The following is a 23,264-nucleotide window of genomic DNA, read 5'->3' as shown; positions in this document are numbered from 1 at the left end:
CCCGGAAATTGTCCAGAGCGTGCAGCTCAGCCCTGGTTCGGCAGGAGCATGCAGTCGTAAGAGCGTTTCTTGAGAGCGTCGCAGGCAGAGGTCGCGTCTTCCTTGCTCTGAAACCCTGTGAAGCGGGCGCGGTAAACCGCATTGGCGCCCTTGCCGACAGCTTCAGTATAAGGCGAGGCGGAGACCAGCGGTGCACCGGCCTCGGACTGAGCCTGCGCAAGAAGCGCGCGGGCGGCATCAGCGCTCGGGGCGGCGGAAATCTGGATCTGCCAGCCGCCTGCCTTGCCGGCTGGTGCGTTGGCGACTGGCGCTTTCGACGCCTTGCCGGCATTGATGATCTCGTCCATTGCCGCCGGGCGCTCCAGCGGAATAACCCCATCGCTGGCATAACCGAGCGCCTTTGGTGCGGGTTCGTCCACAACGCGCGGTGCGCTCGCCGGCACGGGAGCATCGGCGTCATCGGCGGCCGAGGCGACCTCGACCTGCTGCTTGGCATTGATGCTGGCGGTCAGCCTGGCGCCGCCGGAGGAGGCACGTCCCATGTAGCGGTCGAAGAGTGCTGCCATCTTGGCGTCGCGGCTGCGGGCCGTGCGGCCGCCGAGCACCACGCCGACCACGCGGCGGTTGCCGTCCTTCACGGCGCTGACGATGTTGAAGCCGGAGGCATTGGTGTAGCCGGTCTTGATGCCGTCCATGCCCTCGTAGCGATACATTAGATTGTTGTGGCCGCGGATGGTCTTGCCGCGGAAATTGAAGCTCGCGATGGAGAAGAGGCGATATTCGCTGGGATAGTTCTTCATCAGCGCCACGGCGAGCGTGGACATGTCGCGCGCCGTCGTGATCTGGCGCTTGTCCGGCAGGCCGGATGCATTGACGAAGACCGTGCGGCTCATGCCGAGTTGGCGGGCCTTCTGGGTCATGAGCCGGGCGAAATTGCTTTCCGAACCGCCGAGTTTTTCACCGATGGCGGCAGCAGCATCGTTCGCCGACTTGACGATCATGCCATAGACCGCCTCACGCACGGTGATCGTACCGCCCGCTTTCACGCCGAGCTTCGTCGGCGGACGGGAGGCCGCATATTTCGACATCGTGACCGGCGTATCCCAGGTGATCTTGCCGCGATTGAGCGCCTCGAAGGTCAGATAGAGCGTCATCATCTTCGTCAGCGATGCCGGATGGTTCAGCGTATCGCCGTTTTCGGACGCAAGGACCTTGCCGGTGCGGGCATCGAGCACGAGGGAAGCGCTGCCGGCAAAGGCCGCAACGGGTGCAGAAAGTGCCAGCGTCGCGGTCAAAATGGCAGCCAGAAGCCTTCTCATGCACTTCCCCTCATTATATCCGGCGAGTCGCTCCAACCGGAATTATGTCCCGTATTGTGACAGATGCCCACAATCTGGCGCGACTTTGAGGCAACGCCCAAGTTTTTTCCAAGCTTTTGTTTCGCTTGGTTAACAGCCGATAAAGAAGCCACTTTCCAGGCCGGATTCAGCAAGGTTTAACGGCAGATTGGTAGCTTGTGTGACACGATTACAAAGCGGGGTCACGGGAAAAATGGGTCAGTGGAAGCGGCGTCTGAAGCGCATCGCGATCGGCGGCGGGCTGGAAGCGGCGTGGCTGGCGAATGCCGCAGGGCTCATGAAAGAGGCCCACGGACGCGGTGTCATCTTCACGCTCCATCACGTGCGCCCGCATATCGCTCAGCCGTTCGAACCCAACGAACATCTTGAAATAACGCCGGAATTTCTGGACGCGGCGCTTCGGCGACTGAAGCGGAGCGGCTATCGTTTCGTACCGCTCGATGCCGTGCCCTCGCTATTGTCGGACCCGCAGGACGATCGCCTGTTCGCCGCCTTCACGCTGGATGATGGGTATCGCAACAATCTCGTCCATGCCCTGCCCGTTTTCGAGCGGCATCAGGCACCTTTTACCGTTTTCGTAACGCAAGGCTTTGCCGAGGGCTCGCACAGCATCTGGTGGGAAACCCTGGCGCTGCTGCTCAGCAGGGAGAACAGCATCGAGTTCAACTTCGGCCGCGGGAGGGAGAGACTGGCGCTCGACACGGACGTCCGAAAATGGGACGCTTTCGACCGGCTTGCCAAGCTTATCCACAGGCAGGACGAGAGCCGCGCCATCTTGGAGGTGGATGCGCTGGCCCGGCGCCACGGAATCGAGCCCGTCGACATCACGCGGGAACTGGTCATGGCGCCGCAGGAGTTGCGCAGACTTTCGGCAAGCCCGCTCGCCAGTCTCGGCGCCCATACGATCAGCCACCGGGCGCTGGCCCGGCTGCCGCAGGCGGAAGCACGGATCGAGATGGAAATCTCGGCCGATTATGTCGAATCGATCACCGGCATCCGCCCGCGGGCGATCGCCTATCCCTATGGCACGCGGGAAGCTGCGACAGGCCGCGAAGCGGAGCTCGCGGCAAAGCTCGGCTTTGCCGTAGCCGTGACAACGCAGCCGGGATTTCCGGCTGCAAGTCGGCCCACCTATATGCCGCGTATCTCGCTCAACGGCCTTTACCAGAAGCCACGCTATGTTTCGGCGCTGGCATCAGGCATTCCATTGAAACTGCTCGGCAAATAAACTCTTTACGGGTACATCCGCACCTTGTCCCACCCCCCCTCGGGCGTCGGCCGGCGGAATTCGATCCGGTCGTGCAGCCGGAACTTCTGGTCCTTCCAGAACTCAATCGAAGTTGGGCGTATCCGGAAGCCGGACCAGTAGGATGGGCGCGGAATCTCGCCGATTGCGTAGCGCGCGGTATATTCGGCAACCGCCTTTTCCAGTGCAAAACGGCTTTCGAGCGGGCGCGACTGCTTGGAAGCCCAGGCGCCGATGCGGCTGCCGCGGGCGCGGGTGGCGAAATAGGCGTCGGCTTCGGCATCGGTGACCATTTCGACGGGGCCGCGTACACGCACCTGACGGCGCAGCGTTTTCCAGTGGAAGCACATGGCCGCCTTCTTCTGTCCCAAAATTTCGCGACCTTTCTGGCTCTCGAAATTCGTGTAGAAGACGAATCCGTCGGTATCGAAACCCTTCAGGAGAACCATGCGGACATTGGGCAGCCCATCTTCATCGACCGTCGCGAGCGCGACAGCATTGGGGTCGTTGACTTCGGAAGCCTCCGCCTCCTTCAGCCATTCCCCAAAGAGCTTGAAGGGCTCCTCACTTTCGGTAAAGTCACCACCTGTTAACCCGTTTGCCGACATATTAATTCAAATCCCGCGGTTTATTAAACTGACCCAGCCTTCGACGCTGGGGAAGAACACAGGGTGGAAGTCATAGCAAAGACACATCGCCATACAAAGGGTTCGCTGCGCCGCAGCGTCAGACTCTCCATCGTCGGTATCGCGATTCTGTCCCTCTCCGGCTGCGTGGCCGGAGGGTTCGATTTCCTGAGTTCGGCAAAGGTGGATCGTTCGGTGGCGACAGGCACCGTGCCACAGCCCGCTCCCAGCACCGATACGCTTTCCGACGAGATGACGGTGCGCAACGCCGTAACCTCAGCCGATATCCAGAAGCTCGAGGGACAGCCCCTTCCCTGGGCCAATGCCTCGACCGGCAGCGCCGGTGTCATCGATACGATCGTCGAGAACAATGACGCCGGCCAGGTCTGCCGCCAGTTCCGCACGACGCGCCACTCCTATGTCGGCATCGCCAAGTTCTATGGCAAGACCTGCCTTGTCGGCGGCGGCAACTGGCAGCTTCTGAGCTTCCAGCCGGAAAGCTGAGCCCGTCTGCTCAGCTGTTTCGGCGGGATGCACGCCTGACGCGCCAGGGTTAATGTGTCGTGCCGATTCGCCTCAATGTTTAGTGAAAGACTAACCATTCGCGGCAAAACACTCCATGTCCAACTTCGGAAATAAGAAGTGATTAGCAACTCTCCCGCACGATCGGCCGACGAGCGGGCTTTCCTGTCGCATAAGCGAACGGGACGGCGCGTCATGAGTTGAGTATTCGGTTTCCGGGAACGGCCACGAGGAACATGCCTCCCGGATTGCGACAGCGGCGGTGCGAACAATGCGTGATCCATACAAGGTACTGGGCGTCAAGCGCGACGCGGGAGCGGATGAAATCAAGGCGGCCTGGCGTAACATGGCCAAGGCCGTGCATCCCGATCACAATCAGGGTGACCCGACGGCGACCGCACGTTTTGCCGAGATCGGCCGCGCCTATGAGACGCTGAAAGATCCAAGGAAGCGCAATCTCTTCGACAGCGCGGTGCGTATGGCGGAGGCCAAGAAGCAAGAACAAACGATCATGCAGCAGCGGCACGCAGCCCGTGAGGCGGCCGAGCGCGCAAAGGCCGCGCAGGCCAATGCCGAACGCGTGATGGAAGAGCTTGCGCGCGCCAACGCCAATGCACAAAAGGCCGCCGCGGCAGGTGCCAAACAGCAGCAGGCCGGCACTGCCGAAGCCGCCGAAGAGATGGTCGAACGGATCTTCGGTGCGCAGACAGCCCGCACTGCCGGCGCACAGGCCCAATCCCAGGCGCATTCGCAGCAAGCACAGGCCAAGCCGCATGCAGCGGAGGCCGCCAAGCAGCCGGAACAGGAAACCACCGAATCCGACCCCGCCAAGGCAGAGGACGAGCATATGGAGGCCTCCGCTACCGGCGGCACCAACATGTCCCTGCCGCTCAGTCTGCTGACCTCGCTTGTGCGTCGCTTCACCGGCGCCGGCCAGCCGGGCCTTGAAAAGGCGCCGGATGAAGTGGCGACCGCGACCGTGACGATCGAAGACATCATGAAGGGAAGCTGGACGACGGTTTCCCTTCCCGAAGGCCGCGAAGTGGGCTTTGCCCTGCCGGCCGGCACGACCGAAGGCCATCAGATCCGGCTCAAGGGCCAGGGTTTCAAGCTGCCTGGCATGCAGCGCGGCGATGCCGTGATCAATATCCACATCGCCCCCGACCCACGCTTCACCGTCGACGGTTTCGACGTGCATGCGGTGCTGCCGCTGAACATCGAGAATGCGGTGCTCGGCACTGAGGCGCGTATCGACGGGCCGCAGGGACCGCTCAATGTAACGGTCCCGGCCTGGTCCGGCTCCGACAAGACGATCCGCATTCCCGACCAGGGCCTGCCCAACGACAGCGGCGGAAAAGGCGATCTCGTCGTCGAATTGCGTATTATGTTGTGGGAAAAACCCGACGATAAAGTCACCGATCTCATGCGAAGTATGCGTGAAGGGCTGTTTTTATGAAATTTCAGTGACAATCGCACCCTTTGTTACGATCCCTAACAGTTGATGATCTTAGCCAAGCTTGAACCGATTAACGGCCTATGCCATAGGCAGGATCATCAGAATTCCTAGGGAAGCGAAATATGGCTCAAGCATCCGGCCTCATGGCAGGCAAACGCGGCGTCATCATGGGTGTCGCCAACAATCGTTCGATTGCGTGGGGTATTGCCAAGGCCATTCATGCGCAGGGCGGGGAAGTTGCATTCACCTACCAGGGCGATGCCCTGAAGAAGCGCGTGGAGCCACTGGCTGCCGAAATCGGCGCCGTCATGGTCGGCCATTGCGACGTCAGTGACGAATCCACGATCGATGCCGTTTTCGACAATGTCGAGAAGCTGTGGGGCAAGATCGATTTCATCGTGCACGCGATCGGTTTTTCCGACAAGGACGAACTGACCGGCCGTTACGTCGATACGACGCCGGACAATTTCGCCAAGACGATGCAGATCTCCGTCTACTCCTTCACCTCGGTCGCTCGCCGCGCCGAGAAACTGATGACGGAAGGCGGCTCGATGCTCACCCTCACCTATTACGGTGCAGAAAAGGTGATGCCGAACTACAACGTCATGGGCGTCGCCAAGGCTGCTCTTGAAGCGAGCGTCAAGTATCTCGCCGTCGATCTCGGACCGAAAAACATCCGCGTCAACGCCGTTTCGGCAGGTCCGATCAAGACGCTGGCTGCTTCGGGCATCGGTGATTTCCGCTATATCCTCAAGTGGAACGAGTACAATGCGCCGCTGCGCCGTACGGTTACCATCGAGGAAGTCGGCGATGTCGGCCTCTACCTTCTCTCCGACCTGTCGCGTTCGGTGACCGGTGAGGTGCATCACGCCGACAGCGGCTATCATGTCATCGGCATGAAGGCTGTGGACGCGCCTGATATTTCCGTCATCAAGGACTGAGGCGTCCTACTACCCTCGAGCGGAGCCGATCCCCGTGCTTATCTATGTGATCAGACACGGCCAGACCGACTGGAATGCGGAGCGTCGCCTGCAGGGGCAGAAGGATATTCCGATCAATGCGATCGGCCGCGAACAGGCAAGACAGAACGGGATCGCCCTTGCGGCGATCCTGAACGGCGAAGATACGGAATTTGATTTCGTCGCAAGCCCGCTCGGCCGCACGCGCGAGACCATGGAGATCATGCGATCAGCCATGGGGCTCCCGCCCAAGGACTACCGCACCGACGAACGCCTGGTCGAAGTCTCCTTCGGCGATTGGGAAGGCTATACGCTGAAGCAGCTCAGGGCCTCGCAGACCGAGCGCGTCGCAGAACGCAACATCAACAAATGGGATTTCATTCCGCCGGGAGAGGATGCGGAAAGCTACGAGATCATGTCGTGGCGGACCGGCGCATGGCTGAATTCGGTCGACCGGCCGACGGTCTGCGTCACTCATGGCGGCGTCATTAGAAGCTTATTCAAGATAATCTCCGACCTGCCGAAGGACATCGCTTCCGAGGGCGAAATTCCGCAGGACCGGATTTTGAGGATCGAGACGTCGCAGAGCCTGATCGGCTGGATCCAGCCCGGAGAGGGCTTGATTACTTGACGATGTCGAGATCGTTGATGACGCGCTTGCCGTCTACTTCCGTATAGAAAATCACCACCTTGACGCCGGCCTTCAGGCCTTCGAAATCGAATTCCTCGGGCGCCTGATAGGTCTTGCCGTCGTCCAGCGTCAGAACGAGATTGGTCGTGTCGACCTTTTTGATGGTCGCCTCGACATCAGCGCTCTCGGCAAAACTGCTCATGGGCGAAAGAAAATTTGCCGTGGCCAGAAGCGTAGCAATAACGAAACGCATGTCGGCAATCCCTTTGAAACGCTGCCGTTGATATCGAGTGGCCACAGATAAACTCCTGAATATGGCGAAAATTGCCCGGAAGAATGGCTTTCGGCGCCCAATTGATGAATAGGATTTTACGGATAATCAAGAGGCTCCGTTGACCGTCTTTTTCTCTCCGTTTACGCGATTTAGCAGCCACGAATGCGCGCAATCGTAAATTAACTCCTGCACCCTAAAGTCAATGCGAATGTAGGGGTGTGTGATTTGCAATTCCGGCCAAGCAACAGCAACCGGCTGCGGCGTGTTCTGAAGAATACGCGTGTCTCGCTGCTGGTTTCCGCCCTCATGGCTGTCGTCGTTATTGCCGTCGGCTTTGCGCTCGACAGCGCGAATACTGCCGCCTATCTGCGCGAGCTGCAAATCCGAACTGCAAACGAGACGAACCTGATCCGCGCCCGCATGCAGGCGCAGATCAACATGGACATCACCGCCGTCCGCGACCTTTCCAACCTGATCTCGCTCAGCACGCAGGCGAACGAAGTGGAGATGGAACGGCAGATCAACTGGCTGCTGATCCAGAACCCGCATTTCATCCATATTGCGGTCGCGCCTGATTTCATCGTCAAGTCGGTCTATCCGGCGCAATCAGGCAAAGACCGGATCGGCAGGGATGTGCGGGACGTACTGCTGCAGCGCATGTCGATCAGCCGCAATTCCGGCGATCAGGCGGCCCGCTTCTACGGTCCCTTCAAGACGACGGATGCAGAAACCGCCTTCGCGATCTTCTTCCCGGTTTTCGTCAAGCAGGACGGCAAACGCCGCATCTGGGGCGCGGTCGAGGCGGTCATCGACCAGAACATGTTCTACGAGGCGACGGGCCTTAGACCCGCGCGCAACAGCGAGAACCAGGAGCGCTACCCGCATCTCGACCATCTGTCGATCGCGGTGCGCGACATCGGCACTCCGGACGAAACGGCCGCGCCCTTCTTCGGCCCCTCCGATATTTACGGCAAAGATCCGCTCCGCCGTAAAATCAATTTCGCGGGCGGGCGGTGGGAATTGGCGGCGGTACCGAACACAGGCTGGAAGGCCGTTCCAGACAATCAGCCCGAACTGCGATTGATCATCGTCGCCGCAGGCTGCGTGATCATCATCCCGATCTTCTTCGCCACGTTGCTGCTCGGCGAACGCAATCGCAATATTACGCAGCTTGAAGCGCGCGAGGCCAAGCTTCTGGAACTGTCGCAGCGTCTCAACCTGGCACTCGAATCCTCCCGGATCGGTATTTGGGAGTTGCCGGAAAACGCCACCAGCCTTTCCTGGGATGCGCGCGCATCCTCGCTTCACGGCCTCAAGGCGATCGAGGGTATCCGATCACAGGCAGTGTGGCTGTCAACGATCGTGCCCGAAGACCGCGAAATCGCAGAGGTTCATTTCTTCGGCTGCAGCATCGCGGGGGAAGCCTGTACCGCGCAATACAGAGTGATGCGGGAGGATGGCCGCATCCGCCACCTGCGGTCCATCGGCGCCTTCTATACGGATGCCGGCGGCGCAGGAAAGACGATCGGCATCGTCTGGGATGTCACGGCCGACGCGGAAGTCACCAACACGCTTCGTCTCGCCAAAGAAACAAGCGAACTCAAAAATGCCGAGCTGGAACTCGCACTGGAAGAGCTTTCAAGCCGCGAGGCCGAACTTTCCGTACTCTCCAGCAAGCTCGATCTGGCACTCGATTCCTATCAATGCGGAATCTGGGAAGCCGTTCTTGGCAAAGCCGGCTCGATCTGGGACGAGCGCATGCACGAGCTCTACGGGTTGAGGCAGAGCAATGCCTTCGTGACCGAAGACGCCTGGCTCTCCCGCATCCATCCCGATGATCGCGGGCTGGCGCTCGAAAGCGCCCGACATTTCAGGCAACTCGGGGACACGCATACGCTTGTCGCCCGTGTGCCGGACGAGAATGGCGGCTTGCGCTACGTGCGTTCTGTCGGCAAGGTGCACCGCACGCCGACCGGCGAGATGAAAATCATCGGCATCGCCTTCGATTCGACCGAGGACGCGTTGATGACGCTGCGCCTCAAGTCCGCGAAGGACGAAGCGATCGCCAAGAACATCGAGCTGGAGCTTGCCAAGAACAGGATCGAGCACAATTCTCTCCACGACCCGCTGACCTCGCTCGCCAACCGCCGCAAGCTCGACATAGCACTGGAAAGCCTGACGGATGCCGGCCGCAGCGAGCGGCAGACATTCGCGATCCTGCATATCGACCTCGACCGCTTCAAGGAAATCAACGACACACTGGGGCATGCCGCCGGCGACGCGATGCTGGTGCATGCATCCCGCGTGCTTTCGAGAAGCGTGCGTGACAGAGATGTCGTGGCGCGTATCGGCGGCGACGAATTCGTCATCCTCTCCTTCGACACGGGCGACACGGAGATGGCGGAGCTTGCAGGCCGCATCGTCGAGGAAATGCGTCAGCCCATCGATTTCCAGGGCTTCTCCTGCCGCTGCGGCGTGTCGATCGGCATAGCGCTGGCGAACGGCATCCATGTCGATGCGCGCAAGGTGCTGATCAATGCCGATATCGCGCTCTATCGCGCCAAGAGCCTCGGCCGCAACCGCTTCGAATTCTTCAATCACAATCTTCAAGCCGATATCATCAACAACAAGCGCACCGCAGACGAGATCCTCGCCGGCATCGACAATGGCGAGTTCACGGCCTGGTACCAGCCGCAATTCTGCGCCCGTTCGATGAAGCTGACCGGGGTGGAGGCGCTGGTGCGCTGGCGCCATCCCTCCAAGGGCTTGCTGACGCCGGATAAGTTCCTGCGCATTGCCGACGAGATCAATGTCGTACAGACGCTCGACCGCATCGTGCTGGAGACCGCATTGCGCGACAAGATGCGCTGGGCCGCTCAGGGCATCTCCGTGCCGAAGGTTTCGGTCAACGTCTCGGCGCGGCGCCTGCACGACGGCAGCCTGCTGGAATCGCTTGGCGACCTGCAGATCCGCCCCGGCGAAATCTCTTTCGAACTGGTGGAATCCATCTTCCTCGACGAGAGCGAGGATGTGGTCTCGCAGAATCTCGAACGGATCAAGGCGCTCGGCATCGATATCGAGATCGACGATTTCGGCACCGGCCACACGTCGATCGTGTCCCTGCTGAAACTGAAGCCGAAGCGGCTGAAGATCGACCGGCAGCTCGTGCAGCCGATCGTCGCCTCTTCGCAGGAGCGTGCGCTCGTCAGCTCCATCATCGAAATCGCCCGCTCGCTTGGCGTCGAGACGGTGGCCGAGGGCGTCGAGACGCTTGATCATGCCGAACTGCTGCGCGATCTCGGCTGCGATCTTCTGCAGGGCTATGCCTTCGCACGCCCCCTCTCCTTCGACGATTTCGCCATCGAGGCGCGCGGCACGGCTTGGCTGCTGGCATCCTAGAGCCCAGTGTCCACCTTCCACCGTTCGCAAATCCAGGGGACACCATTTCCCGGAGAGTACCTTTCGGCGCAAAGAAAGGCTTTTGCCTGAGCGTTTTTTTGGCCTATGAGTGTCGCGCCTTTTTAAGTAATGGCGCGGCCGGTGACGACCGGCTCCGCGCATCCGGCGGGAACACATGTCGCATAATACATTCGGTCACCTCTTCCGTGTAACCACCTGGGGCGAAAGCCACGGATCGGCGCTCGGCGCCGTCGTCGACGGCTGCCCTCCGGGGCTGCGCTTCAAGCTCGAGGACCTGCAAGTCTGGCTCGACAAGCGCAAGCCCGGCCAGAGCCGCTTCGTCACCCAGCGGCGCGAGGACGATCTGGTGAAGGTTCTCTCCGGCGTGATGATGGATGCCGACGGCGAAACGATGATCTCGACCGGCACGCCGATTTCCATGCTGATCGAAAATACCGACCAGCGTTCCAAGGACTACGGCGAGATCGCCCGACAGTATCGCCCCGGTCATGCCGATTACACCTATGACACGAAATACGGCATTCGCGACTATCGCGGCGGCGGCCGTTCGTCTGCACGCGAGACGGCGGCACGCGTGGCAGCCGGCGGCATTGCCCGCCTCGTCGTGCCCGGTGTCACCATCCGTGGCGCGCTGGTGCAGATCGGCAAACACAAGATCAACCGCGTCAACTGGGATTGGGACCAGGTCGGCCAGAACCCATTCTTCTCCCCCGATGCCGAGATCGTACCCGTCTGGGAAGAGTATCTCGACGGCATCCGCAAGGCCGGCTCCTCCATCGGCGCGGTCGTCGAAGTCGTTGCCGAAGGTGTTCCGGCAGGCCTCGGTGCACCGATCTACGGAAAGCTCGACCAGGATATCGCTTCGCTGCTGATGTCGATCAACGCCGTGAAAGGCGTGGAAATCGGCAACGGCTTTGCCGCCGCCGAGACGAGCGGCGAGGACAATGCCGACGAGATGCGCATGGGCAATGACGGCAAGCCGATCTTCCTGTCCAACAATGCCGGTGGTATTCTTGGCGGTATTTCGACTGGCCAGCCGGTCGTCGCCCGCTTCGCCGTCAAGCCGACCTCTTCCATTCTCACCGAGAGGCAGTCGATCGATGCCGACGGCAAGAATGTCGATATCCGCACCAAGGGCCGTCACGACCCCTGCGTCGGCATTCGCGCCGTGCCGATCGGCGAGGCGATGATCGCCTGCGCCATTGCCGACCACTATCTTCGCGACCGCGGCCAGACCGGCCGGCTGAAATAGGACTTGTCCCATGCCTTATGACCAGAAGCGCGTTGTCGATGCCATCAGGGCTTTCGAAGCCGGCGAAATCGTCGTCGTCATGGACGACAATGACCGCGAAAACGAGGGCGACCTGATCGTTGCCGCCGTGCATGCGACGCCGGAAAAGATGGCCTTCATCGTGCGCCACACATCAGGCATCGTGTGCGCGCCGATGCCGAAGGAAGAGGCCAAGCGGCTGAACCTCAACGCCATGGTGGCGGAAAACGATTCCGCCCATACGACGGCCTTCACCGTTTCCGTCGATTTCAAGCACGGGACGACGACGGGCATTTCCGCCGACGACCGCACGCTGACGGTGCGTAATCTCGCCAATCCGAATGTCGGCGCCTCTGATTTCGTCCGCCCCGGCCATATCTTCCCGCTGGTTTCCCGCGAAGGCGGCGTCCTGATGCGCTCGGGCCACACGGAAGCGGCGGTCGATCTCTGCAAGCTTGCCGGCCTGCCGCCGATCGGTGTTATCTCAGAACTCGTCAATGACGACGGCACGGTGACGCGCGGCCCGCAGGTGGTGGATTTCGCCGAACAGCACGGCCTGAAGCTCCTCTCGGTCGCCGATCTCATCGCCTATCGCCAGCGCAAGGAAACGCTGATCGAACTCGGTTCGAGCTTCGATATCGAGACGCCGTTCGGCAAGGCCAAGGCCTACACCTATTCCCTGCCCTGGGACCCGATGCAGCACCTCGCCGTCGTCTTCGGCGATATCCGTGACGGTGTCGATATTCCGGTGCGCCTGCATCCGGAAAACGTCGCCGAGGACCTGTTCGGCAAGCGCAAGCCGGTCGATTTCTACATGCAGAAGATTGCGGAACTGGGCCGTGGCGTCATCGTCTACCTGCGCGAAGGCTCTGTTGGAGTCGGCCACTATGATAACGGCCGCAAGGCACGCAATCAGGGCCGCGAGGCCCATGCCGAAGCGCAGACGCGCGAAAACGAATGGCTGGAAATCGGCCTTGGCGCGCAGATCCTCAAAGATCTCGGCGTCAGCTCGATCACGCTGATGACCAGCCGCGAACGGCACTATGTCGGCCTGGAAGGATTCGGCATCAAGATTTCCAAGACGGAAATCTGCTGATTATCCTTTCTCCCTCGGGAGACGGGACTACCCTCTCCAGCCGTCCAGATAAACGACTTGCTCCACACCGGCAAAGCGCGCCAGGCGATCGAGCTCGGCTTCCAGCTTTTCGATCCGACCGGCAGACGCTTTCACGCGCGGCTCCAGCCACAGCCGCTTCACATCGAGCGTGCCCCTTTTCCTGTCTGCCTTCATATCGATGCGGCCGATCAGCCGGTCGCCTTCCAGGAGCGGAAAGACGTAATAGCCATATTCACGCTTCGGCTCCGGCACAAAGATCTCGATGCGATAGAAGAAGCCGAAGAGGCGCTCGGTCCGGTTTCTGTCCCGAATCATCGGGTCAAACGGGCTGAGCACCCGGATGCGCGGGGGCGCTTCCGGATAAGTGTCTATCGTGCCGAGGAAATCGGCAAAAGCCCATGAAGAGCGCGGCTTACCCCCAAGCGCCGGTTCGATCAGCACTTCGATCAGCTCATCCCCATGTTCGGTTACCCAGGCCTTCGCCTCATCCGGTGACAAGAGGTCCCAGAAGGCGGCGATTTCGCCGTGGGTGGCAAAGCCCAAGCGGGTGAGCGCACTGCGGCACGCCCAGTCGACGAAATCCTCGCGGCTCACCTCCGGCTCATGGAATTCGGCCGGAATGACGCGCTCGACGAGGTCGTAGATCTTCTGGAAGTTGGAGCGGCCGGCGATGGCGAACTTGCCGGTACGCCAGAAATATTCGAGCGCCGTCTTGTTCGGATGCCAGTTCCACCAGCCGCCGGAGACGTGACCGTCCGCCTTCATGTCACGCGCCAGGATCGCTCCGCCCTTGACCACCCGCTCGTAGGTTTCCTCGAATGAGGCTTCGAAGCCCTCGCCGCGCCATTTGCGCCAGCGCTCGATGATCGCCTTCTCCTCGTCGCGAAATTTGTGCTTCCAGTATTTGAAGAAGGCGCTCGGCAGGATGGAGGCATCATGCGTCCAATGTTCGAAGAGCGCGCCTTCCTTTTCCAGGAGCGCGGTCAAGTGCTCGCGCCGATAGGTCTGATTGCGGGAAAAGAGGATCTGGTGATGAGCGCGCTCGACCGTCTGGATGCTGTCGATCTGCACGAAGCCAAGATCATGGATAAGATCCAGCAGGCCAGCCTTGGTCAGCGCGCGGTTCGGAGGCGCGCTCAACCCCTGCTTGGCGAGAAAGACACGGCGAGCATCTGAATTGGAGAGCAGATTCGTCATGCCGCCATCATAGCGCGGAAAATCTTCCTAGCCACCCGATACCATATTGGAGCCGATTTGATTTTTGATCCTTTATCGGGTCATCACCGCCCTATAGAAGCAGGAACTCTAACAAGGGGACCAGATTTGGATATTCGTTTCGAGAGCGCAGGTGCCAGTTTCGGGCCAAGGGTCGCGGTCGAACCGCTGACGCTCTCGCTCACCGAAAACCGGCTAGGCGTCATCGGGCTCAACGGTTCGGGCAAGACGACCTTCGCGCGGATGATCAATGGGCTGATGAAGCCCACCACGGGCAAGGTCCTGGTCAACGGTCGCGACACGCGCGACGAGAAGACGGCGCTTGCCGATGTCGGCTTCATCTTCCAGTCGCCGCAGAACCAGATCATCCTGCCTATCGTCAGGGACGACATCGCTTTCGGATTGAAGGGCCGCGGCTTAACCAAGGCGGAGATCGATCGGAAGGTCGAGCTGGTGCTGGCTCGCTTCAACGCCAGGGAACTGGCCACTCGCCGCGCGCACGAGCTTTCCGGCGGCGAATTGCAGATTGCGGCCCTCTGTTCGGTGCTGGCGACCGGTCCCGACATCCTGATCCTCGACGAGCCCACCAACCAACTCGATCTGAGGAACCGCGCATTGGTGCAGAAGACCATCGACGGGCTCGAAGAAAACGTCGTCGTCATCACCCATGATCTGGAGCTGATCTCCGGTTTCGAGCGGGTGCTGCTCTTCCATGAAGGCGAGCTTGCTGCCGATGCGCCGGCGGCGCAGGCAATCGCCCGTTACAAGGAGCTCGCGGCCTGATGCAATCACTCTATGTCGAAGGCAACAGCGCCCTGCACCGGCTTTCGCCGCGGGCCAAGATCCTTGCCCTCTTCCTGCTCGGCTTCGTGCTGTTTTTGAGTAACAACCTTCTGCTGCTTGCGGTCGTCATGCTGTTGACCGTACTCATCTATCGCAGCGTCGACATGCCGGTAAAGGAATCGGCCGCCCGGCTGAAACCGATCTTCTTGACGATCGCATTCGTGGCGCTCGTCACCCTTATCGTGAATCCATGGCATCAGGCTTTCGCAACATTGCTACGGCTGACCGGGCTGATGCTGTTTGCCGCCGCCGTGACAGCCACAACGACGATCGCCCAGTTCATGGACGAGATCACGACGCTTGTGCGGCCACTGGAACGCACCGGCTGGGTGAGGGCTGACGATGTTGGCTTGGCGGTCGGCCTCGTGCTGCGTTTCGTGCCCGAGATCATTGCCCGCTACCATGCAATCAGCGAGGCGCATGCAGCGCGGGGGTTGAAACTGCGACCGACGACGATCCTTACCCCGCTCATCATTCTGACGCTCAGGGATGCGGATAACGTTGCTGCGGCGATTGACGCGCGCGGCATTCGGCGGCATGTCAGTTAACGTTTTGTGAACTGGAGATCACGATGAGCACGCGAGACCTCGTCCTTACCGCTCTTTTCGCCGCGATCATCGTGGCCCTTGGCTTGCTGCCGCCAATCTATGTCGGCATTGTTGCAGTTCCGATCACGGCGCAATCGCTCGGCGTGATGATGGCAGGTGTCGTCCTTGGCGCGAAACGGGGCTCAATTGCGGTGCTTATCGTGATTGCACTTGTCGCAATGAACCTGCCGGTGCTTTCGGGCGGCCGCGGTGGAATGACGGCCCTTGTCGCCCCTACGTCGGGCTTCCTGTATGGCTGGGTCTTCGCTGCCTTCGTTACGGGCTTCCTCAGCGAGCGGCTGGTCAACGCCAGTCAGTCCGGCCTTGTGCAGACGGTGAGCTTTTTCCTTGCTGCCATCATCGGCGGCATCTTCGTGCTCTATCCATTTGGCATTGTCTTTGCGGCTATCGTGGCCGATGTCACCTTGCAGAAGGCCTTCCTCGGCAGTTTCTTTTATATCCCAGGCGATGTGATCAAGGCCTTCGTTGCAGCGCTCGTCGGCCGGGCCGTCATGGTCGGCTATCCGTTGCTGCCGGTTCGCGCTTAATCCAGAAAGCCATAGAGCCAGTCGCGCGTCTCTTCGGGAAGCGCGGCCGGCGAGCCGTCCTCACGGCTGCGTGCCTGCCAGGTGATCTCAACCTCGGCTGCACGCTCGTCTTCGATCTCGGCAGCGATAAGGAAGCCGATAGACCGGACGCCGATCTTGTCGACGCCAGCGGTGAAGGTTACCGTCTCGTGATAGTGCAATGGCCGATGAAGGATGCAGGACACCTTGGCGGGAGTATAGGCAGGCTCGTCCTCCACATCAGGTCTCAATGACCAGAAACCTGCAAGTACGGATTCCGCATAGGAAATATAAGAGGCCAGAAACATCTGGCCGTTCATATCCACATCGCGAAACGGCACACGCAATTCCACCATGTCCGGGCGGTTCGTCTTACTCATTTACAGGTCTGCCTTGCATGTTATCACTTAGACCCTAACACGGGGTCCGGCGAAGTAAACGAAACAATTAAATTAGCGTAAACGCCGGCACACGGCTCTTAATTGCGGCGATGCCGCTTGTTGAAATCGGCAGGCGGCGCCCCATCTCGTGTGGATCATGACATATACGACCGATAGAGTGCCGGCATGAGCACCCGTCTTTACGAACATCCCATCTTTCTCGAGCACGTGACGCCGTCTGGCCATCCCGAGCGCTCCGACCGCATCCGCGCGCTCAATGTCGCGCTGGAGCATCCGAATTTCGAGCGCCTCGACCGAAAGGAAGCACCGCAGGCGAATGAGGATGCGGTGCTGCTTGCTCATCCGGAAGAGCATCTGATCGCCGTCATGCGGCAGATTCCGGAAGAGGAAGATCAGATCAACCAACTCGAAGCCGATACTTATGCGAGCCAGAAGAGCCTGCAGGCCGCGTTGACCGGTATCGGCGGGGCAATGGCCGCAGTCGACGATGTGTTCCGCGGCAAGGCGGACAATGTGTTCGTCGCTGCTCGGCCGCCGGGACATCACGCCGAGAAAATGACGGCCATGGGCTTCTGTTTCTTCAACAATGCGGCGATTGCCGCCCGCCATGCACAGAGGGCGCACGGGGCAGAACGTGTGGCTATCGTCGACTGGGACGTGCATCATGGTAACGGCACGCAGGATATTTTCTGGGATGATCCTTCCGTGCTTTTCTGCTCCACTCACCAAATGCCGCTATATCCCGGCACGGGCGCCAAGGATGAGAACGGTGCGCATGGCACGATCGTCAATGCGCCGCTTTCGCCCAATGTCGGCAGCGATCATTTCCGTGAGGCGTTCAAGTCGCGCGTGCTGCCGGCACTCAACGATTTCCGGCCGGATCTCATCATCATCTCGGCCGGCTTCGACGCGCATCACCGTGATCCGCTGGCGCAGATCAACCTGACGGGTGAGGATTTCGACTGGGCAACCGGCCGTCTTCTCGAAGTTGCCGACCGCAGCGCCAATAACCGGGTCGTCAGCCTGCTGGAAGGCGGGTATGATCTGGAAGGGCTTGCCGAGTCGGCGGGTATGCATATCCTCAGAATGATGAAGGGTTGAGAATGACTGACAGCGCCAAGCCGGAGGTTTCCGGTCTTTCCTTCGAAAAGGCAGTTGCCGAACTCGAAAGCATCGTTGCCCGCCTGGAACGCGGCGACGTAGCGCTGGACGAATCCATCGAGATTTATGAGCGCGGCGAAGCGCTGAAGAAGCATTGCGAAGCGCTGCTGACCGCTGCCGAAAACCGCATTGAGAAGATCCGCCTCGACCGCGCCGGCAAGCCGCAGGGCGTCGAACCGCTCGACGGCGCTTAAGCAACAATAAAACTTCCTGTCTTAGACGCTTGGCCGCCGGCTTCCTGCCGATCTATGATCCCTCGACAACATCAAGGGAACAGCAGAATGACGGACAGATTGAAGGGGAAGGTCGCCATCATCTCGGGCGGCGCCACCGGCATGGGCGGCGCGGCCTCGAAGCTCTTTGCGGCTGAGGGTGCGCGTGTTGCGATCATCGATCGGAATGGCGAGGCGGCAGCCGAAACCATGAAGCAAATCCGTAATGCCGGCGGCGAGGCCGATTACTGGACGGCGGATGTCTCGGACGAAGCAGCGGTCAATGCCGCGGTGGCAGGCGTCGAAGAGCGCTATGGGCCGGTCACCGTGCTTTTCAATCATGCCGGCACGATCGTCATCAAGCCGTTCCTGGAAACCACGCTGCAGGAATGGGACTGGCTGCATGCGGTCAACGTCCGCTCCATGTTCCTGATGACCAAGGCGGTGTTGCCCAAGATGATCGAGGCCGGCGGCGGATCGATCGTCTGCACCTCCTCGATCTCGGCGGTTGCCGCCACGCCGATGGAAGTGCTCTACGACACGACTAAGGGGGCGGTGCATATGTTTGCGCGCGCCATCGCTGTCGAATTCCGGGACCGTAATATCCGCTGCAATGCCGTCTGCCCCGGCTTCATCCGCACGCCGCACGGCCTGCGCGAGGTGAAGGAGCTGCAGGCACATGGCGTCGATGTGTCCGATGCAGCAATTGCCGCACAGCAAGGCCGGATCGGCGAGCCGGAAGATGTCGCCCGCGCTGCGCTCTATCTTGCCAGCGATGAATCGATCTTCGTCAACGGCGCCCATCTTTTTGTCGACAATGGTTTTACCGCGATCTGAGCAAGCGCCGGTGAAGCCCTCTGAAAAAGTCCTGCGAAACGCTGCTTTCGGCCGCCGAAAGCAGCGTCGAGAAGATCAGGCTCCAGGCTATTTCTCCAGACTTAGCATCACGTAAGCCTCGCCGCCTTTCCGGTCATGCTGGAAGACGAAGCGATGTCCCTTGACCATGCCGGGGAAGGGCGTCCCTGCCTTGTTGGCCTGCGGCGTCTTATCGGCAAACTCGCTGATGGCGCGCAGGAATTGTGCATGCAAGGCCGGATTGGACCGGTTGGGACTCGTTACCGCGCATTCGCGATTGGGCTCGATTTGAACGGACAAAGACTTGTCATCCGTCATGCCCATGGCGGCATTGCCGAACGTGAGGAGTTTCTTGATGCCATAGCGTTTTGCCTTGGCGGAAGCGGCGGCAAAGGATGGTGCGGAGCGCAGGCAGACATCCTTGAAAGCGGTAATGGCGACATCGACGCCCTTACCGGCCTCAACGGGTGCCGCCGCCGCGATTTGTTGGGTTGCGAGGTATGCCGCGAATGTCGCCGCCAGCAAGGTGCGGGCCGCCCCGCCGTTCATCCAGCCGGTGGTGCGATGTTCAACCAATGTCATGATCTTATTTTCCCTTTGGTTTCGGATTCTCTGGAAGCAGGAGGCCGCCGTAGGCGGAGAACTTGGTGTAGGTCATGCGGGCATAGATCTCAGGCAGATTGAGCTTCATCGCCTCCCGCAACGGCTGCGGCGCTTCGGATCCGGCAAGGCGGGCCGTGTCATGCCCGAAAAACAAGCCGGTCGAACCCGTGGACACGATATCGACGATACCGGCATCGACGATTTCACCCTTGCCGATCACAATGGAATTGTCTCCGAGCAGCGGGATTTGGGGCTTGTCCCCCTTCTCGCCCATCCATCCGAGATTGGCGAACCCCATCGCCGCATTGTTGTTGCCGTTGTCGCAATAGACCATGGTGATGATATAACGACCGGGTTCGATCGCCCGGAACGACGTGCGGATGTCCTCGATAGCGGTCGCCTTGGCGACCGCAGCCAGGTTCAATGTCAGCATCTGAACCGAAAGCTTGGCGAAGTCCTTCAATGCCGCGTTGCCATAGACGCCGGTCGGCTGTCCTATCTCGACGAAGGGGCCTGGATCGATCCTGCCATCGACGATCTTCTGGAGGCGAACCCGCCCCCTCGAACAATATGTGCCGTCCCAGGAGACACGCACCACGGCTGCCGCCCCCTTTTCCCGAACCATGGTTTCCGCTCGCTTGCCGGCAACCTTGGTGCTCTCGCTCATTTTCAGTGAATTGGGATTTTCTGCGCAGGATGAAAGAACAGTCAGGGCCGCAATCAGACCGGCGGCCAGCGGTCGCATATTTCTCATTTTAAATCCGTGGCGTCCTATATATGCCCTTGCTCTTTAATGCCTCTTTCGGTTGCAAAATTTTCAACTCAGGACAAGCATTTTCCATTTTCTCACATCGCAAAAGTGTGCCTTGGTGAAAGAGTCATTGATGCGAAAGAACAGATTGAGCGGTTCGGATATCAGGCCCTGCGGCGGTCTTGCCTCCGTCGCCGTTCTGACTAAGGTGCGCAAACTGAACGGAGATCCCCATGTCCTTCTTCCCCGGTAAAGATCCCCTGCCCGGCGACGCCTTCGCCTGTGACGCGATCGAGAACCTGATCATTCCGCGCACCAGCGATATCGGCGGCTTCCAGGTGCGGCGCGCCCTGCCGACGCGCCAGCGCCGGCTCGTCGGGCCTTTCATCTTCTTCGACCGCATGGGGCCGGCCATCCTGAAGCCCGATGAGGCGCTCGACGTGAAGCCGCATCCGCATATCGGACTTTCGACCGTCACCTATCTCTTCGACGGGGAAATCCGCCATCGCGACAGTCTCGGCACGGAAAAGGTCATCCGCCCTGGTGATATCAACCTGATGACGGCCGGCCGCGGCATCGTGCATTCGGAGCGCACGCCGGACAATCTGCGCGGCCATCCGCTCTCCATGTCCGGCCTGCAGACATGGCTGGCGCTGCCCGATGACAAGGAGGAGATCGATCCTTCCTTTGCCCATACCGAAAAGACTGATATGCCCGTCATCGACGATGGCGGGGTGACCGGCCGTGTCGTCATCGGTTCGTTCGAAGGGCTGACTTCGCCGGTGAAGGTCTTCACCGATACGCTTTATGCCGATATCTCCCTGCAGCCGGGCTCGAAATTTCCCTTCGGTGCAGCGCATGAGGAGCGTGCTGTCTACGTGCTTGCGGGCGAGGTCGTCATTGCCGGCGACCGGTTCGCGGCGGACCAGCTTCTCGTCTTCCGGCCAGGCGATGCGATCACGCTCGAAGCGGGCGCCGAGGGCTGTCATCTGATGCTGTTTGGCGGTGCGGCGCTGAACTCCAAGCGCTACATATGGTGGAATTTCGTGTCCTCCTCGAAAGAGCGGATCGAGAAGGCCAAGGAGGAGTGGCGCACCGGCCGCTTCGATATCGTTCCCGGCGACGAAGAGGAATTCGTGCCTTTGCCGGAGGGCTGAAGTGCTCTAAGGTGAAAATCTTGCGGTTATGCAAATGCAGTTGTTTTGCCGCAATTCAATCGAATAAAGCAAAGCCGATCAGTCAAAGAAGAGCGCCCGCCCGTGACACAATCCCCGAAGACCCCGCTGCTCGATCAGGTCGCCTACCCTGCCGACCTGCGCAAGCTCGAGGATCGCGATCTGCCGCAGCTTGCACGCGAAGTCCGGGACGAAATGATCGATGCGGTGTCCCGCACCGGCGGGCATCTCGGCGCGGGTCTCGGCGTGGTGGAATTGACGATCGCCATCCACAGCGTCTTCAACACGCCCGATGACCGGCTGATCTTCGACGTCGGCCACCAATGTTATCCGCACAAGATCCTGACCGGGCGCCGCGACCGCATCCGCACGCTGCGCCAGGAAAACGGCCTCTCCGGCTTCACCCGCCGGGCCGAGAGCGAATACGATCCGTTTGGTGCGGCACATTCCTCGACCTCGATTTCGGCCGGTCTCGGCATGGCAGTCGCCGCCGATATAGACAAGACGGACCGCCGCGTGATCGCCGTTATCGGTGACGGAGCGCTGTCGGCGGGCATGGCCTATGAGGCGCTGAACAATGCCGGTGCTCTCGATGCTCGGCTGATCGTCATTCTAAACGACAACGACATGTCGATTGCGCCGCCGACGGGCGCCATGAGCGCCTATCTCGCCCGCCTTGCTTCCGGCCGCACCTATATGGGCTTCCGCGATTTCGGCAAGAAATTGACGGCTTACCTCGGCAAGAACATCGACCGGGCGATCACCCGCGCCGTCGAGCATGCCCGCGGTTACGTGACCGGCGGGACGATGTTCGAGGAAATGGGCTTCTATCATATCGGCCCGATCGACGGTCATTCCTTCGATCATCTTCTGCCGGTGCTGCGCAACGTGCGCGACAATGCGAACGGCCCGGTGCTGATCCATGTCGTGACGCAGAAGGGCAAGGGCTATGCGCCGGCGGAAGCTGCAGCCGACAAATATCACGGCGTCAACAAGTTCGATGTCATCACCGGCACGCAGGCGAAGGTGAAGCCGAATGCACCGAGCTATACCAATGTCTTTGCAGAAACTCTGGTCCAGGAAGCCACGCTCGACGACCGCGTCGTCGGCATCACAGCGGCGATGCCGAGCGGCACCGGTCTCGACAAGTTCGCCGAGATCTTCCCGTCACGCTATTTCGATGTCGGCATTGCCGAACAGCATGCCGTGACCTTTGCCGCGGGCCTTGCCGCCGAAGGTTTCAAGCCATTCGCAGCGCTCTATTCCACCTTCCTGCAGCGCGCTTATGACCAGGTCGTGCATGATGTGGCGATCCAGGGCCTGCCGGTGCGCTTCCCCATCGATCGCGCCGGTTTCGTCGGCGCCGACGGCCCGACGCATGCGGGCTCCTTCGACACGGCCTTCCTTGCCACCCTGCCCGGCTTCGTGGTCATGGCGGCCGCCGACGAGGCGGAGCTGAAGCATATGGTGCGCACGGCCGTTGCCTATGATACCGGCCCGATCTCGTTCCGCTATCCGCGCGGCGAAGGTATCGGCGTCGACATGCCGGAGCGCGGCCAGATTCTCGAGATCGGCAAGGGGCGCATCGTCAAGGAAGGCACCAAAGTCGCGCTTCTCTCTTTCGGGACGAGGCTTGCCGACTGTCTGTTGGCGGCCGAAGATCTCGATGCCGCAGGCCTGTCGACGACGGTTGCCGATGCGCGCTTTGCCAAGCCGCTCGACCATGCTCTGATCCGCCAGCTTGCACGGCATCACGAAATCCTCATCACCGTGGAAGAAGGTTCCGTCGGCGGCTTCGGCAGCCAGGTCATGCAGTTCATGGCGATGGACGGGCTGCTCGACCGCGGGCTGAAGGTCCGTTCGCTCGTCATGCCCGATATCTGGATGGAGCAGGCGAAGCCGGAGGCAATGATCGCCCATGCAGGTCTCGATCGCGCCGGCATCGTCTCGACCGTCTTCAACGCGCTCGGACGCGGTGTTGCGGTCGGTGTGGCCGGTTAAGGCCGCACACCGACC

The 23,264-nt window shown here is 60.5% G+C and carries 23 protein-coding genes; 16 read left to right on the top strand and 7 right to left on the bottom strand.

Annotated elements, in window-relative coordinates:
• Positions 1–26 precede the first annotated feature (26 nt).
• Complete coding sequence (locus FHT87_RS12775) at positions 27–1,319, bottom strand: D-alanyl-D-alanine carboxypeptidase family protein (RefSeq protein WP_183735523.1); 1,293 nt, start codon at positions 1,317–1,319, stop codon at positions 27–29.
• Positions 1,320–1,551: 232 nt separating this feature from the next.
• Here FHT87_RS12775 and FHT87_RS12770 point away from each other — a divergent pair, with 232 nt between their 5' ends.
• Positions 1,552–2,586, top strand: a complete 1,035-nt coding sequence (locus FHT87_RS12770; RefSeq protein WP_183802262.1) for a polysaccharide deacetylase family protein — start codon at positions 1,552–1,554, stop codon at positions 2,584–2,586.
• Positions 2,587–2,591: 5 nt separating this feature from the next.
• On the opposite strand, the gene pdxH is transcribed toward FHT87_RS12770, so the two are convergent.
• Positions 2,592–3,212, bottom strand: coding sequence for a pyridoxamine 5'-phosphate oxidase (gene pdxH / locus FHT87_RS12765; RefSeq protein ID WP_183735521.1), 621 nt, complete (start codon positions 3,210–3,212; stop codon positions 2,592–2,594).
• 63 nt (positions 3,213–3,275) lie between these two features.
• On the opposite strand from pdxH, the gene FHT87_RS12760 reads away from it, so the two are divergent.
• The 4 genes from FHT87_RS12760 (at position 3,276) to FHT87_RS12745 (ending at position 6,798) form a co-directional block, all read left to right on the top strand.
• Entirely contained in the window at positions 3,276–3,734 is a 459-nt protein-coding gene (locus tag FHT87_RS12760; RefSeq protein WP_183735520.1) for an RT0821/Lpp0805 family surface protein, read from the top strand.
• A gap of 289 nt (positions 3,735–4,023) precedes the next feature.
• Entirely contained in the window at positions 4,024–5,208 is a 1,185-nt protein-coding gene (locus FHT87_RS12755; protein WP_183802259.1) for a DnaJ C-terminal domain-containing protein, read from the top strand.
• A 122-nt stretch (positions 5,209–5,330) separates the two neighbouring features.
• Complete coding sequence (fabI, locus tag FHT87_RS12750) at positions 5,331–6,149, top strand: enoyl-ACP reductase FabI (RefSeq protein WP_183735518.1); 819 nt, start codon at positions 5,331–5,333, stop codon at positions 6,147–6,149.
• Between the two features lie 34 nt (positions 6,150–6,183).
• On the top strand, positions 6,184–6,798 hold the full coding sequence (locus FHT87_RS12745; protein WP_183802256.1) for a histidine phosphatase family protein: 615 nt from the start codon (positions 6,184–6,186) through the stop codon (positions 6,796–6,798).
• Here the strand turns inward: FHT87_RS12745 and FHT87_RS12740 are convergent.
• Positions 6,791–7,051 (bottom strand): DUF1344 domain-containing protein, encoded by a 261-nt coding sequence (locus tag FHT87_RS12740; protein WP_112542941.1) that lies wholly within the window; start codon positions 7,049–7,051, stop codon positions 6,791–6,793. The two genes, FHT87_RS12745 and FHT87_RS12740, sit on opposite strands and share 8 nt — an antisense overlap.
• Positions 7,052–7,297: 246 nt before the next feature.
• Between FHT87_RS12740 and FHT87_RS12735 the strand changes: the two genes are divergently transcribed.
• From FHT87_RS12735 to ribB, 3 genes are all read left to right on the top strand, one after another.
• On the top strand, positions 7,298–10,471 hold the full coding sequence (locus tag FHT87_RS12735; protein ID WP_183802253.1) for an EAL domain-containing protein: 3,174 nt from the start codon (positions 7,298–7,300) through the stop codon (positions 10,469–10,471).
• Positions 10,472–10,646: 175 nt separating this feature from the next.
• Positions 10,647–11,744 carry a chorismate synthase gene (gene aroC, locus FHT87_RS12730; RefSeq protein ID WP_183735515.1) on the top strand — a complete coding sequence of 366 codons (1,098 nt, stop codon included), beginning with the start codon at positions 10,647–10,649 and terminating at the stop codon, positions 11,742–11,744.
• Positions 11,745–11,754: 10 nt separating this feature from the next.
• Positions 11,755–12,858: a 3,4-dihydroxy-2-butanone-4-phosphate synthase gene (ribB, locus tag FHT87_RS12725; protein WP_183735514.1), complete on the top strand. Its 1,104-nt coding sequence runs from the start codon at positions 11,755–11,757 to the stop codon at positions 12,856–12,858.
• 27 nt (positions 12,859–12,885) lie between these two features.
• Here ribB and FHT87_RS12720 read toward each other — a convergent pair whose 3' ends face one another.
• On the bottom strand, positions 12,886–14,076 hold the full coding sequence (locus FHT87_RS12720; protein ID WP_183735513.1) for a winged helix-turn-helix domain-containing protein: 1,191 nt from the start codon (positions 14,074–14,076) through the stop codon (positions 12,886–12,888).
• A gap of 126 nt (positions 14,077–14,202) precedes the next feature.
• Between FHT87_RS12720 and FHT87_RS12715 the strand changes: the two genes are divergently transcribed.
• The 3 genes from FHT87_RS12715 to FHT87_RS12705 are packed head-to-tail and all read left to right on the top strand — an operon-like array spanning position 14,203 to position 16,072.
• Positions 14,203–14,877: an ABC transporter ATP-binding protein gene (locus FHT87_RS12715; RefSeq protein WP_183735512.1), complete on the top strand. Its 675-nt coding sequence runs from the start codon at positions 14,203–14,205 to the stop codon at positions 14,875–14,877.
• A complete protein-coding gene (locus FHT87_RS12710) occupies positions 14,877–15,485 on the top strand; it encodes an energy-coupling factor transporter transmembrane protein EcfT (RefSeq protein WP_183802250.1) in 609 nt (202 codons plus the stop codon). The genes FHT87_RS12715 and FHT87_RS12710 overlap by 1 nt, the downstream gene beginning before the upstream one ends.
• Positions 15,486–15,508: 23 nt before the next feature.
• Positions 15,509–16,072 carry a biotin transporter BioY gene (locus tag FHT87_RS12705; RefSeq protein WP_183735510.1) on the top strand — a complete coding sequence of 188 codons (564 nt, stop codon included), beginning with the start codon at positions 15,509–15,511 and terminating at the stop codon, positions 16,070–16,072.
• Here the strand turns inward: FHT87_RS12705 and FHT87_RS12700 are convergent.
• A complete protein-coding gene (locus FHT87_RS12700; RefSeq protein ID WP_183735509.1) occupies positions 16,069–16,470 on the bottom strand; it encodes an acyl-CoA thioesterase in 402 nt (133 codons plus the stop codon). The genes FHT87_RS12705 and FHT87_RS12700 overlap by 4 nt on opposite strands.
• 186 nt (positions 16,471–16,656) lie before the next feature.
• Between FHT87_RS12700 and FHT87_RS12695 the strand changes: the two genes are divergently transcribed.
• The 3 genes from FHT87_RS12695 to FHT87_RS12685 all read left to right on the top strand — a co-directional run bounded on the left by FHT87_RS12695 (position 16,657) and on the right by FHT87_RS12685 (position 18,701).
• Positions 16,657–17,592 carry a histone deacetylase family protein gene (locus tag FHT87_RS12695; protein ID WP_183735508.1) on the top strand — a complete coding sequence of 312 codons (936 nt, stop codon included), beginning with the start codon at positions 16,657–16,659 and terminating at the stop codon, positions 17,590–17,592.
• A 2-nt stretch (positions 17,593–17,594) separates the two neighbouring features.
• Positions 17,595–17,846 carry an exodeoxyribonuclease VII small subunit gene (locus tag FHT87_RS12690; protein WP_183735507.1) on the top strand — a complete coding sequence of 84 codons (252 nt, stop codon included), beginning with the start codon at positions 17,595–17,597 and terminating at the stop codon, positions 17,844–17,846.
• An 87-nt stretch (positions 17,847–17,933) separates the two neighbouring features.
• Positions 17,934–18,701, top strand: coding sequence for an SDR family oxidoreductase (locus FHT87_RS12685; protein ID WP_183802247.1), 768 nt, complete (start codon positions 17,934–17,936; stop codon positions 18,699–18,701).
• Between the two features lie 87 nt (positions 18,702–18,788).
• Here FHT87_RS12685 and FHT87_RS12680 read toward each other — a convergent pair whose 3' ends face one another.
• Positions 18,789–19,301, bottom strand: coding sequence for a hypothetical protein (locus FHT87_RS12680; RefSeq protein WP_246698224.1), 513 nt, complete (start codon positions 19,299–19,301; stop codon positions 18,789–18,791).
• Between the two features lie 4 nt (positions 19,302–19,305).
• Positions 19,306–20,076: a hypothetical protein gene (locus FHT87_RS12675; RefSeq protein WP_183802244.1), complete on the bottom strand. Its 771-nt coding sequence runs from the start codon at positions 20,074–20,076 to the stop codon at positions 19,306–19,308.
• Between the two features lie 230 nt (positions 20,077–20,306).
• On the opposite strand from FHT87_RS12675, the gene FHT87_RS12670 reads away from it, so the two are divergent.
• Together FHT87_RS12670 and dxs are read left to right on the top strand one after the other, a co-directional pair.
• Positions 20,307–21,230, top strand: coding sequence for a pirin family protein (locus tag FHT87_RS12670; protein WP_183802241.1), 924 nt, complete (start codon positions 20,307–20,309; stop codon positions 21,228–21,230).
• A 102-nt stretch (positions 21,231–21,332) separates the two neighbouring features.
• The gene (gene dxs, locus FHT87_RS12665) at positions 21,333–23,249 is read left to right on the top strand and encodes a 1-deoxy-D-xylulose-5-phosphate synthase (RefSeq protein ID WP_183735503.1); all 1,917 of its coding nucleotides are present in this window, start codon (positions 21,333–21,335) and stop codon (positions 23,247–23,249) included.
• Positions 23,250–23,264 lie beyond the last annotated feature (15 nt).

It is taken from the genome of Rhizobium sp. BK316 (assembly GCF_014193695.1).
GTDB lineage: Bacteria > Pseudomonadota > Alphaproteobacteria > Rhizobiales > Rhizobiaceae > Rhizobium.
The sequence above is the reverse complement of the archived record's forward strand: the minus strand, read 5'-3'. Positions and strand labels throughout refer to the sequence as shown.